The following is an 18,014-nucleotide window of genomic DNA, read 5'->3' on the forward strand; positions in this document are numbered from 1 at the left end:
ACATTATCACGACAATGCGACGAGGCCGAGCACCTCCCGCAACTTCGCGCTCGTCGCGTGCAGCGACGACGACGCGGCGGCCGCTTCGTTCACCAAAGCGGCGTTGCGGCGCGTGGTGTCGTCCATCTGGGCGACCATGGCGTTGACCTGCTCGATGCCCTGCGCCTGCTCGTGGCTCGACGCGGTGATCTCGCCCATGATGTCGGCCGCGCGGCCAATGCTGCGCACCACGCCCTCCATCGCGGCGCGCGCCTCGCCGGCGAGCTGCGTGCCCGCGCCGACCTCGTTCGCCGAGTTCTCCACGAGTTGCTGGATCTCGCGCGCGGCGGCCGCGGCGCGCTGTGCGAGACTGCGCACTTCGCCGGCGACCACGGCGAAGCCGCGTCCCTGCTCGCCCGCGCGCGCGGCTTCCACGGCCGCATTGAGCGCGAGAATGTTGGTCTGGAACGCAATGCCCTCGATCACGTCGACGATCTCGAAGATGCGTTTGGCCGAGGCTTCGATGGCGCCCATCGTCGTGGTCATGCGCGCCACGACATCGTCGCCTGCCTGTGCAACCGTCGACGCTTCACGAGCGAATGCGCTCGCCTCCCGCGCGTGCTCCGCGCTCGCCCTGACCGTACGCGTGAAGACGTCCATCGAGGCGACCGTCTCTTCGAGGCTGCCCGCCTGGTGCTCGGTGCGCGCGCTCAGGTTCGCGTTGCCTTCCGCGATTTCGAGCGCGGCTTGCTCCACATGTGCCGTGCTCGTGCTCACCTCTTGCATGGCGCGCGCCAGCTGGGCGATCGCCCCTTTGAGCGCGATCGCCGTGGGGGCGCTCGCCGGCACGCCTTCTACCGCGAGGCACACCTCGCGCTCTCGCACCACGCTGCGCACGATGTTCGACAGCTCCGCCGCCTCGATGGCCGCCACGCGCAAACGGTGCGCAAGCACGATTTCAACGGCGGTTTGCGCGACCACGTAGGCGGCATGCAGCAGCACACGCGGCAGGTTCGCTTCGTGCGTGCAGTACACGGCAAAGTTGAGCGCCTGCAGCCGGTCGAATGCGAGGTGATGCACGGCGAAGAACCCGGCCGCGAGCACGATCGGGCGCCAGTCGCGATAGACGAGCAACAGGCCGAGCAGCACGAACACGCCGAAATGGAACTCGGTCATGCCATGCGCCGCCTGAATATGGAGCGCGACGAGCGCCGCGTTGGCGAGCGTGAGCACGACGCGCGAAAGCGCGGTGCCGCGCGCGCAGAAAAACACGAAGCTGCCGGCGCCGAGGAACAGCGCGGCGCCCACGAGCGCAAGCTGCGGTTCGTAATAGACGAAGCCGATCAGCACCGCCGCGAGAGCGGAGATAACGAGCGTGCAATACATCACTGCGTCGGCGGCGCGCGCGACGTCGTCGAGCGCGCGAATGGCCACGCGCTGTTGCGAGCCGGTCGGTCGAAGCGGCTGCGTGCGACCCGGCGAATCTGCCAGCATGAACGACACTTTGATGAGGAAAAAGTAAGTTGCAGGTGGGCGTTAAAGCGGCGGCGGCTGGTGGACCTTCGAGCGACTGATGGAATCCGGCTGCAAGAAGGACCGCCGTAATGGCGTCGGCGCGACTCGTTGGCGGGCTCGGCAAGATAATCGGGACCCGCGAACGAGTTTACGGCAACGCCTGGCGAAACTTCAGGAAACCCTTTACAGGACAAGTATTTGCAAACGTTTGCAGCGTTATGGTCCTATTTTAATTTCTTACACGGAATGAAAACACATGGGTTTGCGCGTGGTGAATGCCGTCCGTCCACGACTTCGGCTCCTTCAGGCAGGAGAAATTACCAATAGCACGATCGTTCTATTTTAGGTAGGCTTCTCAACTTCTCCTCCCATGATGCGAGACCGTTCCGCCATGTCGCTGATCCTTTCCCGCCGCGATCTGAACTTCCTGCTCTACGAATGGCTCGATGTCGAAAGCCTCACGCGCATCGCGCGCTACGCCGACCACTCGCGCGAGACCTTCGACGCCGCACTCGACACGTGCGAAAAGATCGCCACTGACCTCTTCGCGCCGCACAACAAGAAGAACGATCAGCACGAGCCGCACTTCGACGGCGAAACAGTCACGATCATCCCCGAAGTGAAGACGGCGTTGAAGGCCTTCAGCGACGCGGGCTTGATGGCCGCGGGCCAGGACTATGAATACGGCGGCATGCAGTTGCCGCTTGTCGTCGAGAAAGCGGGCTTCGCGTGGTTCAAAGGTGCGAACGTGGGCACGAGCGCCTATCCGTTCCTTACCATCGGCAACGCGAACCTGCTGCTCGCGCACGGCAGCGCCAAACAGATCGACACGTTCGTGCGCCCCGAACTGGACGGCCGCTACTTCGGCACGATGTGTCTTTCCGAGCCGCAGGCGGGCTCTTCGCTTTCAGACGTCGCCACGCGCGCCGACTTCGAATGCGACTCGCCGCTCGGCGCCCAATATCGTCTGCGCGGCAACAAGATGTGGATCTCGGGCGGCGAGCACGAGCTTTCCGAGAACATCGTGCACCTCGTGCTCGCCAAGATTCCCGGCCCCGACGGCAAGCTCATTGCGGGCGTCAAAGGCATCTCGCTTTTCGTCGTGCCGAAGTACCTCGTGAACGAGGACGGCTCGCGCGGCGAGCACAACGACGTCGTGCTCGCAGGCCTGAACCACAAGATGGGGTATCGCGGCACGACGAACTGCCTGCTGAATTTCGGCGAAGGCACGCAACACACGCCGGGCGGCCGGGCGGGCGCGATCGGTTATCTCGTGGGCGAGCCGCACCACGGGCTCGCGTACATGTTCCACATGATGAACGAGGCGCGCATTGGTGTCGGCCTCGGCGCGACGATGCTCGGCTATACCGGCTATCTGCATGCGCTCGATTACGCGCGCAATCGTCCGCAAGGGCGTCCTTTGGGCGCGGCGGGCAAAGACCCGGCTTCGCCGCAGGTGAGGCTGGTCGAGCACGCCGACGTGCGCCGCATGCTGCTCGCGCAAAAGAGCTATGTGGAAGGCGCACTCGCGCTCAACCTCTGGTGCGCCAAACTCGTGGACGAAGCGAACGCGGCCAGCGCCGCCGAGCGCGAGCCGCTCTCACTGCTCCTCGACCTGCTCACCCCCATTGCGAAGAGCTGGCCTTCGCAATGGTGTCTCGCCGCCAACGATCTTGCCATTCAAGTGCACGGGGGCTATGGCTACACGCGCGAGTACAACGTCGAGCAGTTCTATCGCGACAACCGTCTCAATCCGATTCACGAAGGCACGCACGGGATTCAGGGGCTCGACCTGCTCGGCCGCAAGGTCGTGATCAAGGACGGCGCCGCGCTCACGATCTTCGTGAAGCGCGTGCAGGCCACACTCGAGCGCGCGCACGCTTCGGGCGCAGCCGACGACGCCGCCAACGCCCGCGCGCTCGCGGCCGCACTCGAGCGGCTCACGCAAGTCACGCGGCAGTTGTGGGCAGCAGGCGACCCGGCGGTGACGCTCGCCAATGCTTCGGTGTACCTGGAAGCGTTCGGCCACGTGGTCATGGCCTGGGTATGGCTCGAACAGGCGCTCGTGGCGCGCACGGCGCTCGCCGCGCATGCGGGAACAAGCGGTGAGGAGGCGGACTTCTATCGCGGCAAGCTCGCAGCGGCCGCGTATTTCTTCGCGTGGGAACTTCCGAAGACGGGCGCGCAATTCGACCTGCTTGCTTCGCTCGATCGCACGACACTCGACATGCAGGACGCCTGGTTCTGAAGCAACGATTGCCCCGGTATGTGCGTTCCAGGGGGACTCACTAGCCCCCTGCGACGGCCAGCTTTCTCCCATGAGAGCAACGATGGCGGCCGCAACTCAATTCGCGGGTCTATTGCGCTTGCACGACGCCCGTCACGCGGGACGTGTGCATTGGCCCTCACACTTCGCCGTGGGCGTGCGCACTCTGAAGCGAGCGATCGGCGATGGCGGGGTGGTTCGCCGAAGCAAGGGTAACCTCGAAATGCTCGAGCGCCAGATCGACGAAAGTGCGCACCTTCGCTGAAACATGCCGCCTTCCAGGATAAACGAGCGCTAACTCCTTGGCGCCTTCCCGGATTTCGTACTCGCGCAGCACGGGCACGAGCAGCCGGTTCTCGATGTCGTCCTTCACATAGGCTTCGGGCAGGATCGCCAGGCCCATATGCACCAGCGCCAGCTGGCGCAACATGATCATGTCGTTGACCGTGCAGCGCGGGTCGATGCTGATCGTCTCCTCCTCTCCGGCTGCATTGACGAAACACCATTCGCGCCCGTGAATCGCACGCGAAGGCGCGAGAAACCCGCGTAGCGGCAGTTGCGCCGGCGTGGCGGGCGCGCCGTACGTATCGAGATAGCCAGGCGACGCGACCACGACCGGGCGCAACGACGCAAGCGGCCGCCTGACCAGCGAACCGCTGCTCACCTGGCGCGACGTGAGAATACCGACGTCAAAGCCGTCTTCGACGAGATCGACATTGCGATGGAGCAGCGTCAGGTCCACCTTCACTTTCGGATAGCGCTGACAGTAATTCATGACGAGTGGCGGCAATCCGACCAGCGAAAAGGAAGCGGACGCCACCAGCTTGAGCGTACCGCTCGGCTCCGACGACCCACCCCCGACCGACGACTCGATCGAGTCCATCAACTCGAGCATCTGACGGCATCCCTGCACATAAGCCCGGCCGTCCTCGGTCAGCGAGAGGCTGCGTGTGGTGCGATTGATGAGGCGCGTATTGAGGTGAGCTTCGAGCAGCGCCACGTAGCGCGTAACGGCGGCATTGGACAGATCGAGACTCGCTGCGGCCCGGCTGAAGGAGTTGTTCTCGGCAACTTTAAGAAAAACGCGCATTGCCTGCAGTTGATTCAACATGATTCTTCAGACTCTTTTGCTGATATTTCAGGAAATTAGAAAAAAGCATGATTTACCTCTTTCGGCCGAATTTGTTTTTTTACCAATTTAAACTTCTTAAGACAAATTACCTGTTGTGAAGCGACAACGCAAAATCGAATAAAAAGCGAAGCTAATTAGAGATATGAGCCAGGAAATTTCAGTCAAACGCTTGATGCCGCCCCATATACCCGCTTTTTATTCACATAATTTGAACATTAAATTCCCGTTTATCTGTAGTTCAATGATCAAATAAATCTTATATTTCGTTCGCGCTACATCGCCGCGATTTCCGATTCCGATCTCGATACCGGATTTTCAGAATAACCCCTGCGCGAAGTAGTCATTCTCCGATTAGTGATCAGATTCTGTAGGTAAATCACCCATGAAAAAGAAAACCCTGATTTTCGCAGCGGCTTGCGCAGCCTTTGCCGGCGCAGCACACGCCCAAAGCAGCGTCACGCTATATGGCCTCGTCGACGCAGGGCTGACATACGTGAGCAACGAGGTGGCGTCGACTTCGGATATGACGTCCAGCGGTTTGTCGAACGGCAAGGCCATGTTCGGCCTGACCGGCGGCAATGTTCAGCAAAGCCGCTGGGGCCTGCGCGGCGTGGAAGACCTTGGTAGCGGACTCAAGGTCGTCTTCAACCTCGAAAGCGGCTTTGACGTGACTAACGGCAAGACCGCCGACAACTCGCTGTTCAATCGCCAGGCGGTGGTTGGTCTCGCGAGCGACTACGGCACGGTAACGATGGGCCGTCAGTACGATTCGATGGTCGACTACCTCGCGCCGATTTCCGCAACCGGCTCGTGGGGCGGCACCTACTTCGCCCACGTCGACGACGCCGACAACCTGAACGGCACGTTCAGCGTCAACAACTCGATCAAGTATCAAAGCCCGAACTATGCCGGGTTCTCGATGAACGGCATGTATGGCTTCTCGAACAAGGCAGGCGGCTTCGCCAGCAACCGCGCATATAGCGTGGGCGCTGGCTATACCTACGGCGGCCTGCAGGTTGCGGCAGCCTACCTGCAGTTGCAAGGCCTGAACTCCGGCAACACCAACGGCGCGCTGCAGAATGGCGCTGCCCTTGACCTCGGCATCCAGAATCAGCGTGTCTGGGGCCTCGGCGCCAACTATGCGTTCGGTCCGGCGGTCATCGGCACCGTGTTCACGCAAACGCGCTTCCAGGACAAGGTTGCGGACATCTCCGTGCGCTACAACAACTATGAGGTCAACGCGCGCTACAACTTCACGCCGGCCTTCTTCGTGGGCGCGGCCTACACATACACCCAGAGTCTGCGCAACACCCCCGCCAGCGGCGACACGAACAACCGCGCCGCGCACTGGAATCAATTCGGCCTGATGGCGGACTACTCGCTCTCCAAGCGCACCGACCTCTATGCCGAAAGTGTCGCGCAAATCGGCGCCAACAACCAGGTCGGCACAAACATGACACAGATCAACGGCACAGACGCGCCCTCGGCGAGCAAGAGCCAGTACCTCGTGAGCGCGGGTATTCGCCACCGCTTCTAAGCGTCACGGCACCGGCGTAACGCGGCGAGTCGACGGCGGCTTGTAGCCGCCCTCCGCTCGCCTTTCGCCCTTTCGCCGCCCGCGTGCGCCATCCCGGCTCCTACCCGCGATGGCGCACCTTCCAACCCTCCCGATTTGCACCATGATGTTGAATTCAAAGAGGACTACGAACCTACAGGCAAAGGGTTCGGCGATCAAACGCGAAGTCACCGTGGCGTCACTGCTCACCACCACTGCGCGCGCGTGGAATCTGGTGGAAAAGCAGCAGGACGACACAACGCACCCTACCGCCCGGCATGGCTGGCCGCAGGTCTTCGACGCAGACGGCAAACGCGTCGTGATGCACCGGCCGTAGGTCACTTCGCGCGCGCGATGCGCAAGGTAAAGCGGAAACGACCTTTCACGAATTGGGTAAAGCACGTCCGGTCGGGCTATTGATGACGAAGGATCGAAAAGTCGACCTAAATTTAAGAATCGTCTCATTTCCTCCATCCAAATAATACGTTTCTAAAACATCCGCTGTCAGTCATTACGGCCGCTTATGACGATAAGCAAAGAACTCATTCTCGATTAGTTTCGAGATGCAGCAATCTTCATTTATTTTTCACCTTTCCTCCCGATACGCACCGTCAACCTCTTGTTGCCATTTCCAGCCAGGTGGAAATGAAGCAATTCGCGGCGGTACGCCCACGTAAAAAACTCAATGATTCGACCATTTCAGTACGCTTTAGCCAGCGTCACACTCGGGCTCTGTCTCGGTATCAGTGCATGTCATAAGGCCAAGCCCCCCGAGAGCGCCCTGCCGACCGCAAACGTCGACGCCATGACGGTCGCGCTGCGCGAGGTGCCGGTAGCTTTCGAATATGTCGGCCAGACCGAAAGCTCGCAGCAGGTCGAAATCCGCTCGCGCGTAAACGGCTTTCTCGAAAGGCGTGTGTATCAGGAAGGCACGCTGGTGCACGAAGGCGACGTGATGTTCGTCATGGACCGCAAGCCCTACCAGGCCGCGCTCGAGGCCGCGCAGGCCGAGTACGCACAACAGCAGGCACGGCTCGAGACGGCACAGGCCAACCTCGACCGCGTGCGCCCGCTCGCCGCGAAGAACGCGCTGAGCCAGAAGGACCTCGACGATTCGATCGGCCAGCAGCGTGCCGCGGCCGCCGCGCTCGAGCAGGCACGCGCGAATGTCACGACCGCGAAGCTCAACCTCGGCTACACGACGATCACGGCGCCGGTAACCGGCCTTTCGAGCTTCGCGAAGAAGCAGGACGGCTCGTACATCGACACCTCCAACAGCCTGCTCACCTACGTGGCCAAGCTCGATCCCATGTGGATCAACTTCTCGCTCTCCGAGAACGAGATGCTAGACATGCGCACGCAAACGCAGAACGGCACGCTCAAGCTTCCCGAGCGCGGCCAGCTCGAAGTGGAAATCGTGCTCGCCGACGGCAGCGTCTATCCAGAACGTGGGCATATCTCCTTTACCGACGCATCGCTGAGCGAGGAAACCGGCACCTATCTGATCCGCGCCGTCGTGACGAACCCCGGCGGCTCGCTGCGTCCCGGCCAGTTCGTGCGTGTGCGCCTGATCGGCGCGGTGCGCCCCAACGCGATCGCCGTGCCACAGAACGCCGTGCAGCAAGGGCCGCGAGGCGCGTACGTCTGGACCGTCGACAAGGACGGCAAGGCACAGCAGCGCGCGGTCGAAACCGGCCAGTGGAACGGCAATGCCTGGATCATTCAGTCCGGCCTGCATGCCGGAGATCACGTGATCGTCGACAACACGCTGCGGCTCATGCCGGGCACGCCGGTCAAGGAGCATCCCGTGAGCGCGCCGGCAGCGAGCGCGCCCAGCGCTGGCAGCGCCGCCGCTGGAGCTGCCCCCCCATCCGGCACGCACGCCGCGGGAGGCTGAGCGATGAAGTTCTCGCATTTCTTCATCGACCGGCCGATCTTCGCCTCGGTGATCTCGATCATTCTCGTGGTCGCGGGTCTCGTAGCGATGTTCAATCTGCCGATTGCTCAGTTCCCCGATATTTCGCCGCCGCAGATCACGGTCAGCACGAGCTACCCCGGCGCGAACGCCGACATCGTCGCGCAGAACGTGGCCGCTCCCATCGAGCAGCAGGTCAACGGCGCGGACAACATGATGTACATGAGTTCGTCGAGTTCCTCGACGGGCGACATGACGCTCACCGCCTATTTCAACATCGGCACCGATCCTTCACTCGCGCAGGTGGACGTGCAGAACCGCGTGAACCTCGCGCTGCCCAACTTGCCCGACGCCGTAACGTCACAGGGTGTGCAGGTGCAGAAGCGCTCGTCGGCGTTCATGATGGTGATCGCAGTCTATTCGCCGGAGAACGCCTACAGCCAGGATTACGTGGCGAACTACGCGAACGTCTATGTGCTCGACGCGCTCAAGCGCATTCCCGGCGCAAACCAGGCGGCCATTCTCGGCTCGGCGGACTACGCCATGCGTATCTGGCTCAAGCCCGACCGCATGGCGCGACTCGGCATTACCGTATCCGACGTGCAGAACGCGATCAGCGAGCAGAACCAGCAGTTCGGGGCGGGCCGTCTCGGCCAGGCGCCGACCCAGGGACCGGTGAACCAGACCTTCCCCGTTGCCACCAAGGGCCACCTCACCGAGCCCGCCGAGTTCGACAACATCATCCTGCGCGCGGGCACCAGCAACGATGCGTCGCTCGTGCGCCTGAAGGACGTCGGTCACGCGGAACTGGGCGCGAAGGACTACACGCTGCGCGGCCGCTACAACGGCAAGACCGCCACGCTGATCGCCGTGTATCAGCAGCCGGGCGCGAACGCGTTGCAGGTGGCCAAACAGGTGCGGCAAACGCTCGACGAGCTGAACAAGAGCTTCCCGCCCGGACTCAAGTACGACATCGCGCTCGACACGACCGAGTTCGTGCACGAGTCGATCATGGAAGTCGTGAAGACCCTGCGCGACGCCGTGATCCTCGTGATCATCGTGGTGTTTCTGTTCCTGCAGAGCTTTCGCGCGACGCTCGTGCCGCTTCTGGCCGTGCCGGTGTCGATCATCGGGGCGTTCATCGGCATGCTGGCGTTCGGCTTTTCGATCAACATGCTCACGCTGTTCGGCATGGTGCTCGCCATCGGCATCGTGGTGGACGACGCGATCGTCGTGCTCGAGAACGTCGAGCGCAACATGACGGAGTTCAAGCTCGCGCCGCGAGAAGCCGCCAAACGCGCCATGGACGAGGTCAGCGGGCCGGTCGTTGCAATCGTGCTCGTGCTGCTCGCGGTGTTCATTCCGGTGGCGTTTCTCTCCGGCATCACGGGCCAGCTCTACAAGCAGTTCGCGGTAACGATCGCGGTTTCGGTGGTGCTCTCGGGTATCGTCGCGCTCACGCTCTCGCCCGCACTCGCGGCCATCCTGCTCAAACCCGGCGAGCAGAAGAAGAACCGCTTCTTCCGCTGGTTCAACGACAAGTTCGAACGGCTCACCGAAGGCTATGGCAGCTGGGTGCAGACCGCCATCCGGCGCGTGACGCTTTCCATCGCGCTGATCGCCGTCATGCTGATCGCGACAGGCGGGCTCTTCAAGCACATCCCGTCTTCGTTCGTACCGGTCGAGGACCAGGGCTATCTGCTCGGCGCGGTCGTGATGCCCGATGCGGCGAGTCTCGACCGCACCGGCGACCTCTCGAAGAAGGCGGAAGACTGGTTCGCGAAGCAGCCGGCCGTGAGCGCGGTGGCGGCGCCGATCGGCTACAGCCTGATCGACTCGCAGTACAAGGCCAACGCAGGCACGCTCTTCATCGCGCTCAAGGGCTTCAAGGAGCGCGGCGAGAACGGCAGCGCGCAAGACCTGGTGCTTGCCGCCAACAAGGCGTTCGCCGGGTTCAAGGACGGCGTGGTCGTCACGCTCAGTCCACCCTCCATTCCAGGCCTCGGCACGACGGGCGGTTTCCAGTTCTGGCTGCAAAGCACAGGCGACGGCTCTTATCAGCAGCTCGAAGACAAGGTGCGCGAATTCATCGCCAGGGCGAAGAAGAATCCGGTGTTGCGCGGCGTGAACTCCACCATCAACTCGCGCTCGCGCCAGCTGCTCGTGGAAGTGGACCGCGAGCGCGCGGAATCGCTCGGCGTGGCCGTGCAGGACGTCTACACCGCGCTGCAGACGATGTTCGGCTCCTCGTACGTGAGTCAGTTCCCCAAGGGCAGCCGCCTCTTCCAGGTGATCGTGCAGGCCGAGCCGCAGTACCGCACGCAGCCTGAGGATATCCAGCAGCTCTATGTGCGCAATCACAGCGGGCAGATGGTGCCGATCAAGGCGGTGACGACCTTCCGCTTCGTGCCGGGCTCCGACATCGTCACACGTTTCAACAACTTTCCCGCAGCGCAGATCATCGGCGACGCGGCGCCAGGCCACAGTTCGGGCGAGGCGATCGCGGCGATGGAGCAGATCGCGAAGGAAACGCTGGGCGAAGGCTACAGCTACGCATGGAGCGGGCAGTCCTATGAGGAGAAAACGGCGGGCTCCACTGCCGGGCTCGTGTTCGGCTTTGCGTTGCTCATGGTGTTCCTGATCCTTGCGGCGCAGTACGAAAAATGGTCGCTGCCGATTGGCGTGCTGCTGGCCGTGCCATTCGCGGTCTTCGGCGCGTTGGTGGGCATCCTGCTGCGCGGCATGGAAGACGATGTGTACTTCCAGATCGGCCTGACCGTGCTGATCGCGCTCGCGGCAAAGAACGCCATTCTGATCTTCGAGTTCGCCGTGGAGATGCGCGAGAAGGAAGGACTCTCGCCATTCGACGCGGCGGTGAAGGCCGCGAAAATGCGCCTGCGGCCGATCATGATGACCTCGCTCGCGTTCATTCTCGGCTGTATCCCGCTCGCCATCGCGAGCGGCGCATCGGCGGCGAGCCGGCGCTCACTCGGCACGGGCGTGGTGTTCGGTATGCTCGGCGCCACGCTGATCGCGCTCTTCTTCATCCCCATGTTCTTCTGGGGCCTCGAAACGCTTTCCGAACGCGGCAAGCGCAAAGCCACGACGCCCACGGCGCCGTCACAGGAGGGTTGAGCGATGAAAAGCCGTATGCATTGCGCGCTGCGCCCTCTTGCACTGATCGTGAGCGTGGCCAGTCTCGGCGGCTGCGCGGTAGGGCCCGACTATCACCGCCCGGCGGTGGATACGCCCTCGTCCTACCGTTACGCCTCGCCGCAGGCCGAGGCAGTCGACGGCTCGCTCGAGTGGTGGCGCCAATTCAACGACCCTGTGCTCGATGACCTGATCGCCAAGGCGATCGCACAGAACAAGGATCTCTTGATCGCCGCCGCGCGGGTCGAGGAGTTCTACGGTCGCTACGTCACGACGCGCGCAGGACTGTTTCCGCAAATCGGCGTGAACTTCGACCCGACACGCAGCCGCGGCGTGCCGGCGGGCGGCTTCGCGCCCGTGGTCGGCAACCAGTTCCAGCTGAACGGCATGGTCTCCTGGGAGCTCGACCTGTTCGGCCGGCTGCGCCGCATGACCGAGGCCGCGCGCGCCGACTATCTCGGTACGCAGGCCGCGCAGCAGGCCACGCGCATCGCCATCATTTCGAACGTGGCGACGTCGTATCTGCAACTGCGCGACTACGACAACCAGTTGCAGATCGCGCAGGCCACGCTCGCGAGCCGCAAGGGGTCGCTCGACCTGTTCGAGGAGCGCTTTGCCGGCGGGGTCGTGTCGAAGGTGGAGTTGAGCCAGGCACGTTCGGAGTACGCGTCGGCGCAAACTTCCGTGTTCAGCATCCAGCAGCAGATCGCGCAGCAGGAGGACGCAATTTCGCTGCTGCTCGGCCAGAATCCCGGCCCGATTCCACGCGGCAAGGCGATCACCGCCCTGAGCGCGCCGGCCATTCCCTCGGGGTTGCCTTCCACCTTGCTGGAGCGCCGCCCCGATATTCTCCAGGCGGAGCAAACGCTCATTGCGGCGAACGCGCAGATCGGCGCGGCGCGCGCGCAATACTTCCCGGATATCTCGCTCACCGGCATGTTCGGCGCGGCGAGCACCGCGCTTTCGGGCCTCTGGACGGGACCCGCTCGCGTATGGTCGTTCGCCGGCACGGTCACACAACCGATCTTCAAGGGCGGCGCGATCGCGGGTTCCGTGCATCAGGCCGAGGCAGCGCAGCAGGAGGCGCTCTTCAGCTACGAGAAGACGATCCAGCAGGCATTTGCCGATGTCGAGAACGCGCTCGTGGGCGCGGCGCGCACGCGCGATCAGCTCGATGCGACCACGCGGCAGGTGAGCGCGCTTACGGAGTATGCGGGGCTTTCGCGCGACCTCTATGAAGGCGGCTACACGAGTTACCTGGAAGTGCTCGACGCGGAGCGCAGTCTCTTCAACGCGCAGTTGCAGCAGTCACAGCTTCAGGATCAGCGGCTCGCGGAGATCGTGAATCTGTACAAGGCGCTGGGCTACGGCTGGACTCCGCCTGCGCCATCCGCTGCCAACGGCAACACGAAACCATCGTAGTCGCGGCGGCGCGGCAGTCTAACGCCGCGCCAAAAAGCAAAGCGCCCCAAAAGGCGGGACTGAAGTCCGCCGTTTGGGGCGCTGCGCGACGCCTCGCGCGAAGGCACCGCATCACATCACTTCAACTCACGAGCCCACGCGCCTCAGTTCGCCGCCTGCTGCTCGAAGCGCCGGAGCAGTTCGTTGCCGCGCGAATTGGCCGAGTCGAGCGCCTGTTGCGGCGTCTTGGCGCCCGTCCACACCTGTTCGAGTTCTTCGTCGACGACCGTGCGGATCTGCGGCATGTTGCCAAGGCGCAGGCCCTTGGTCCACGGCAGCGGCGGCTTGTTGAGCATCTGCTTCGTGGCCGTGTCGGCGCCCGGGTGCGACGCGTAGAAGCCTTGTTGCTGCGTGAGTTCGTAGGCGGCCTTCGTAACCGGCAGATAGCCCGTGTCCTGATGCCATTTCGCGGCCACGGCCGGCGAGCTCAGATACGCGAGGAACTTCGCCACGCCCTTGTAGACCTCCGGATTCTTGCCGCCCAGCACCCACAGGCTCGCCCCGCCGATGATGGCGTTCTGCGGCGCGCCCTTCACGCTCGGGTCATACGGCATCATGCCAGTGCCGAACTTGAACTTCGCATATTGCTGGACGTTCGCGAGCGCACCGGACGATCCCATCATGATCCCGCAGTCGCCGCTATAGAACTTGGCGTTGGCCTCGTCCTTGCGCCCCACGTACGTGAACGTACCCTGCTTCGCCATGTCCTGCAGGAAGGCGATATGCGCGACCTGCAGCGGCTTGTTGATTTCGAGCTGTGCGTCGAGGCCGTCGAAGCCGTTGTTGCGCGTCGCGATCGGCGCGCCATGCCACGCGCTGTAGTTCTCGATCTGGATCCAGCCCTGCCAGCCCGTGGTGAACCCGCAGCTCATGCCCGAGGCCTTGAGCTTCGCGGCAGCCGCAGCGACTTCGGGCCAGGTCTTCGGCGGCGCGTCGGGAAGGCCGGCCTTCTTGAAGGCGTCGCGGTTGTAGTAGAGCACTGGCGTCGAGCTGTTGAATGGCATCGACACGAGATGGCCCGTCTTCGCGTCGCTGTAGTAACTCGCGATCGTCGGCACGAAGCCCTTTTCGTCGAGCGGCACGCCGGCGGTCTTCATCACGTCGTACACGGGCAGCACGGCCTTCTTCGCGTTCATCATCGTGGCGGTGCCGACTTCGTACACCTGCAGGATGGCGGGCGCGTCGCCGCTGCGATAGGCCGCGATGCCGGCAGCGAGCGTCTGGTCGTAGGTGCCCTTGAAGACGGGCACGATCTTGTATTCGCTCTGCGACGCGTTGAACTGCTGCGCGATCTCATTCACGCGCTGGCCGAGTTCGGACTCCATGGCGTGCCAGAACTGGATTTCGGTGGCGGCATGCGCGGCTTGTGCGCTGCCGGCCAGCACCACAGCGGCCATCAGCGTGCGCAAGCGGCCACGCGAACCTGCGCGTTGTATCTCGTGCTTTTTCATCTGGGTCTTCTTCCTGTTATTGATCGTTGTCCCGGCAAATGCGCGCGATGACACGCGGCCCGGGACTTTGGTTCAGGACTTCGATTTTCGACTTCGATACACCGGGCCGCCCACCGGCGCTCGCTCACGCGCGCGCACGGCACCCTCGGCCCAAGGCAGGGCAAGGGTAGCACAGCGAATGGGACGCCCGTGTGATGGCGCGTGCGGCAGCGTGTCAGCTGCCCACGGGATCGTGGCAACAGACGCAGAGCTTGTTGCCTTCAGGATCGCGAAAGTACGCGCCGTAGTAGTTCGGGTGATAGTGAGGACGCAGGTCCGGCGCGCCCTCGTCGGAGCCGCCGTGTGCGAGCGCGGCGGCATAAGCGGCGTCGACTGCCGCGCGTGAAGGCGCGAGCAGCGCGATCATCTGGCCGTTGCCGGGCTGCGCGGGGTTGCCGTCCCACGGCCGGCCCACCAGGAAGAGCGGGCGCGGCACGCCCGGTTCCATCCAGCCTGCCCAGGGGTAGTCGGGCTCACTGAATTTCAACTCGAAGCCCAGCGCCTTCATGAGTGGGGAATAGAACGCAAATGCCTGCTCAAAATCGTTCACGCCGGTATAGACGTGAGACATCATCGCCATCGTCTCTGCCTCCTGGTTTGCGGCCCCGCTCGGGGGCGGTGTCAGCCGCGCCGTTGCGCCTCGAACAGCACTGAAGCGGGTTTGCCGCTGCGCGGGTCGAGCGGTTCGCGCAGCGCACGCAGGGCGAGGCCGCTCGCATCGAGCAACGCGATCCAGCTTTCCAGCGTGCGAAAGTACCACGGCGGCGCGTCGCGAAACGCAGGGCCGAACCCGGCCCACGATCCGGCGCGCCAGCCATCGACATAAGGTTCATCGCCGCATGCCATAAGCGGATGCAGCGTCTGCACGATGAGCGTGCCGTGCGGCTCCAGCAACGCGGGCACCGCGCGCAGCAGATCATCCACGCAGGTCGCGCCAATGAGCGAAAAATTGCACACCACCGCATCGGCGCGGCAGTCCAGCGCACCTTGCGCGATCTGCTCGTAGGTTAGCAGACGGCAGTCCGCGAGCCCCGCCTCACGCGCGGCCTCCACGAGTGCCGGCACCGCGTCCACGCCTGTGACCGCGACGCCGCGGCGCGCGAGCGCCAGCGCGAGCCAGCCTTCGCCGCAGCCGAGATCGATCACGCGGCGCGGCGAGCGCGCAAGCACGGCGTCGAGCACGGCTGCATCCGTCGCGAGGCGCCGGCTCGCGATCTCGCCGCCGCGCACGGCAGCGATCCAGGGCGTCGCGTTGCGCTGCCACGATGCGAGAACTTCGGCGTCGGTGCGGATATCGCGATTCATGGGTTTCCTGGTCAGCGCGGATGGCGGATGTGCCGCGCAAACGCGTATTATGCGCGCCGCTGGAAGCCCGTAGCGGCGCGCGAACACGACAGCGAAAAGACCCGCCGCGAGAACTACGAACCGAAGAACGGCACGCAAAAGCCGGCCGGCCCGACGCAATCGCCGGGGCCGTTGGGCTGCGGATGCAGGTTCGCGCATCCGGAGAAGGCCGCAGCGACCGTAACGCACAGCGCGGCGCGCAATACATAAGAAAGAACGCGTGATTTCATGAACGGGATGGGGTGAGCCGACATTGACTGGCCGCGGTGCGAAGTTCCGTCACGACGCGCGGCCAGTTTCGCCGCGACGCAATTGCGCAAGCGGCGTCAGTGATGCGCGTACAGCGTTCGATCGAGCGTCTGGAGTTGTCCGTCGCGCTCGGCGTGCACGAGTTCGTGGCGCACCTGTGCGCGCGTGACCGGCGCGTCGGTCTGGGGAACTTGTGCGCTCGCCAACTGCTGCGCGGGTGCTTGTGGTGCGCTCGCCGCCTGTGCATGCGCAAGCGCCGATATCGACAGCATGATTGCGACGCACACGCCGCTCTGGAATATCTTCACCTCGTTTCTCCTGTGCGGCCTCGCGGCCGGGGTCATCGGTCAGGGCCGCAAGCGTTGAGCGCTCCGGCATCGAGTCGCGTTGCGGCTCTTGAGGCAAGGATAGAGGCGCGACTTTCGCCAAACATCCGCACGAAAATGAAGAAATATTTAACCAGAGATCTGCCAATACCGGCTTCGAAATTTATTTAGGCATTCTCATCAATCACAGAAACTTGCCGCGAAAAAACAACGCCGGTACACGCCACGGCCTTGTGATGCCGAACTGACGGTGCATTGGCGCTCATGCGCTTTCTGAAACTCAGTCTTTCCGTTTTTAAAATTCGTCCATGCAGGGCGATACGCATAATCGCCGCTGAATTTCGGGGCGCCGGCCCGCATCGTGTCTTCACGTGCCTTCGCGCGCAGCGAATTCACTCTCACCTACGCCACTCATCAACGAAGATCATTCAATGAAAAAAACCGCTCTCGCCGCCGCCTTTACGCTGGCAACCTTCGCCTCCATCGCCCACGCGCAAAGCAGCGTGACGCTCTACGGCTCGCTCGACACCTCCGTTGCCTGGTTCGGCAACCAGCAAGGCAAGAACGGCTCGGGCGGCACGTTCCAGATGATGTCCGGCAACCTGTCGCCTAACCTCTGGGGCCTGCGCGGCACTGAGGATCTCGGCAACGGCCTTTCGGCGATCTTCAAGCTCGAAAGCGGCTTCAATATCGACAACGGCAAGCAGAACCAGGGTGGTCGTCTCTTCGGCCGCACGGCGATGGTCGGCCTGAATTCGAACACCGCCGGCGCCGTCACGCTCGGCCGCCAGTACGATCCGCTCATCGACTTGCTGCAACCGCTCACCAACGACGGCGCATTCGGGTCCGCGTTCGCCACGCCGGGCGACATGGACAACTACGACAACAGCTACCGCACGAGCAACTCGATCAAGTACGCGAGCCCTAACATCGGGGGCCTGCAAATGAGCGCGATGTACGCGTTCGGCGGCCAGCCCGGCAGCACCGGCGCGGGACAGACATGGGCCGTGGCGGCCGCTTACAACCATGGTCCGTTCGGCTTCGGTGCGGGCTACTTCAAGGCCAACAGCAACGGCGGCACGGCCGCGACGTTCGACGGCCTGAATCCGAACACCGATGTGAACGTGGATTCCACCGCCATTACGGGCGGCTTCGTCTCCGCGAACTCGCTGCAGATCATTCGTGCAGCCGGCGACTACACGTACGGGCCGGTAACGGCAGGTCTCGCGTACAGCAACGTTGAGTACGCGAACTATCAGAGCGCGGCCGGCGCGAACAGCAACACGAAGTTCAACACGGGCCAGGCCTTCATCAACTATCAGGTCACGCCGGTCGCGCTCGTGGGCTTCGGCTACAACTACACGAAGGGTCACGGCAACGGCGTAGACGCGAGCTACAACCAGTTCAGCCTCGGCGGCGACTATTTCCTCTCCAAACGCACCGACATCTACGTGCTCGCGGGCTACCAGAAGGCTTCGGGCAAGACGATCGATGCGGGGACGGGCGAACTCGTCAACGCGGTCGCCTCGTTCGGCGACTTCGGCAACGATGCGACCAACGACAAGCAGGCCATGGCGATGGTCGGCCTGCGTCACAAGTTCTAATTCGCATCGAGCGGCGAGTGCGCCG

Annotated in this window: 13 protein-coding genes; 7 read left to right on the plus strand and 6 right to left on the minus strand. The window is 63.3% G+C overall.

What is annotated here, in order from left to right; translation table 11 throughout:
- Window positions 1–6 precede the first annotated feature (6 nt).
- A complete protein-coding gene (locus tag U5A57_RS35960; protein ID WP_321916524.1) occupies window positions 7–1,473 on the minus strand; it encodes a methyl-accepting chemotaxis protein in 1,467 nt (488 codons plus the stop codon).
- 412 nt (window positions 1,474–1,885) lie between these two features.
- On the opposite strand from U5A57_RS35960, the gene U5A57_RS35965 reads away from it, so the two are divergent.
- Complete coding sequence (locus U5A57_RS35965) at window positions 1,886–3,742, plus strand: acyl-CoA dehydrogenase (protein WP_321916525.1); 1,857 nt, start codon at window positions 1,886–1,888, stop codon at window positions 3,740–3,742.
- A 157-nt stretch (window positions 3,743–3,899) separates the two neighbouring features.
- On the opposite strand, the gene U5A57_RS35970 is transcribed toward U5A57_RS35965, so the two are convergent.
- Complete coding sequence (locus tag U5A57_RS35970; protein ID WP_321916527.1) at window positions 3,900–4,871, minus strand: LysR family transcriptional regulator; 972 nt, start codon at window positions 4,869–4,871, stop codon at window positions 3,900–3,902.
- 403 nt (window positions 4,872–5,274) lie between these two features.
- On the opposite strand from U5A57_RS35970, the gene U5A57_RS35975 reads away from it, so the two are divergent.
- From U5A57_RS35975 to U5A57_RS35995, 5 genes are all read left to right on the plus strand, one after another.
- On the plus strand, window positions 5,275–6,429 hold the full coding sequence (locus U5A57_RS35975) for a porin (RefSeq protein WP_321916528.1): 1,155 nt from the start codon (window positions 5,275–5,277) through the stop codon (window positions 6,427–6,429).
- Between the two features lie 211 nt (window positions 6,430–6,640).
- On the plus strand, window positions 6,641–6,784 hold the full coding sequence (locus U5A57_RS35980) for a hypothetical protein (RefSeq protein WP_321916530.1): 144 nt from the start codon (window positions 6,641–6,643) through the stop codon (window positions 6,782–6,784).
- 348 nt (window positions 6,785–7,132) lie between these two features.
- Window positions 7,133–8,344, plus strand: a complete 1,212-nt coding sequence (locus U5A57_RS35985; RefSeq protein ID WP_321916532.1) for an efflux RND transporter periplasmic adaptor subunit — start codon at window positions 7,133–7,135, stop codon at window positions 8,342–8,344.
- A 3-nt stretch (window positions 8,345–8,347) separates the two neighbouring features.
- Entirely contained in the window at window positions 8,348–11,497 is a 3,150-nt protein-coding gene (locus tag U5A57_RS35990) for a multidrug efflux RND transporter permease subunit (RefSeq protein ID WP_321916534.1), read from the plus strand.
- A 3-nt stretch (window positions 11,498–11,500) separates the two neighbouring features.
- Complete coding sequence (locus tag U5A57_RS35995) at window positions 11,501–12,937, plus strand: efflux transporter outer membrane subunit (RefSeq protein WP_321916536.1); 1,437 nt, start codon at window positions 11,501–11,503, stop codon at window positions 12,935–12,937.
- Window positions 12,938–13,080: 143 nt separating this feature from the next.
- Here the strand turns inward: U5A57_RS35995 and ugpB are convergent, their stop codons facing one another.
- From ugpB to U5A57_RS36015, 4 genes are all read right to left on the minus strand, one after another.
- On the minus strand, window positions 13,081–14,373 hold the full coding sequence (gene ugpB, locus U5A57_RS36000; RefSeq protein ID WP_321916568.1) for a sn-glycerol-3-phosphate ABC transporter substrate-binding protein UgpB: 1,293 nt from the start codon (window positions 14,371–14,373) through the stop codon (window positions 13,081–13,083).
- 268 nt (window positions 14,374–14,641) lie between these two features.
- Window positions 14,642–15,040 carry a VOC family protein gene (locus tag U5A57_RS36005; RefSeq protein ID WP_321916569.1) on the minus strand — a complete coding sequence of 133 codons (399 nt, stop codon included), beginning with the start codon at window positions 15,038–15,040 and terminating at the stop codon, window positions 14,642–14,644.
- 47 nt (window positions 15,041–15,087) lie between these two features.
- Window positions 15,088–15,771, minus strand: a complete 684-nt coding sequence (locus U5A57_RS36010; protein WP_321916537.1) for a methyltransferase domain-containing protein — start codon at window positions 15,769–15,771, stop codon at window positions 15,088–15,090.
- A gap of 365 nt (window positions 15,772–16,136) precedes the next feature.
- Window positions 16,137–16,367, minus strand: a complete 231-nt coding sequence (locus U5A57_RS36015) for a DUF4148 domain-containing protein (protein WP_321916539.1) — start codon at window positions 16,365–16,367, stop codon at window positions 16,137–16,139.
- A gap of 449 nt (window positions 16,368–16,816) precedes the next feature.
- Here U5A57_RS36015 and U5A57_RS36020 point away from each other — a divergent pair, with 449 nt between their 5' ends.
- Window positions 16,817–17,989: a porin gene (locus U5A57_RS36020; RefSeq protein ID WP_321916541.1), complete on the plus strand. Its 1,173-nt coding sequence runs from the start codon at window positions 16,817–16,819 to the stop codon at window positions 17,987–17,989.
- Window positions 17,990–18,014 lie beyond the last annotated feature (25 nt).

This window comes from Paraburkholderia sp. J11-2 (genome assembly GCF_905220185.1).
Classification (GTDB): Bacteria; Pseudomonadota; Gammaproteobacteria; order Burkholderiales; family Burkholderiaceae; genus Paraburkholderia.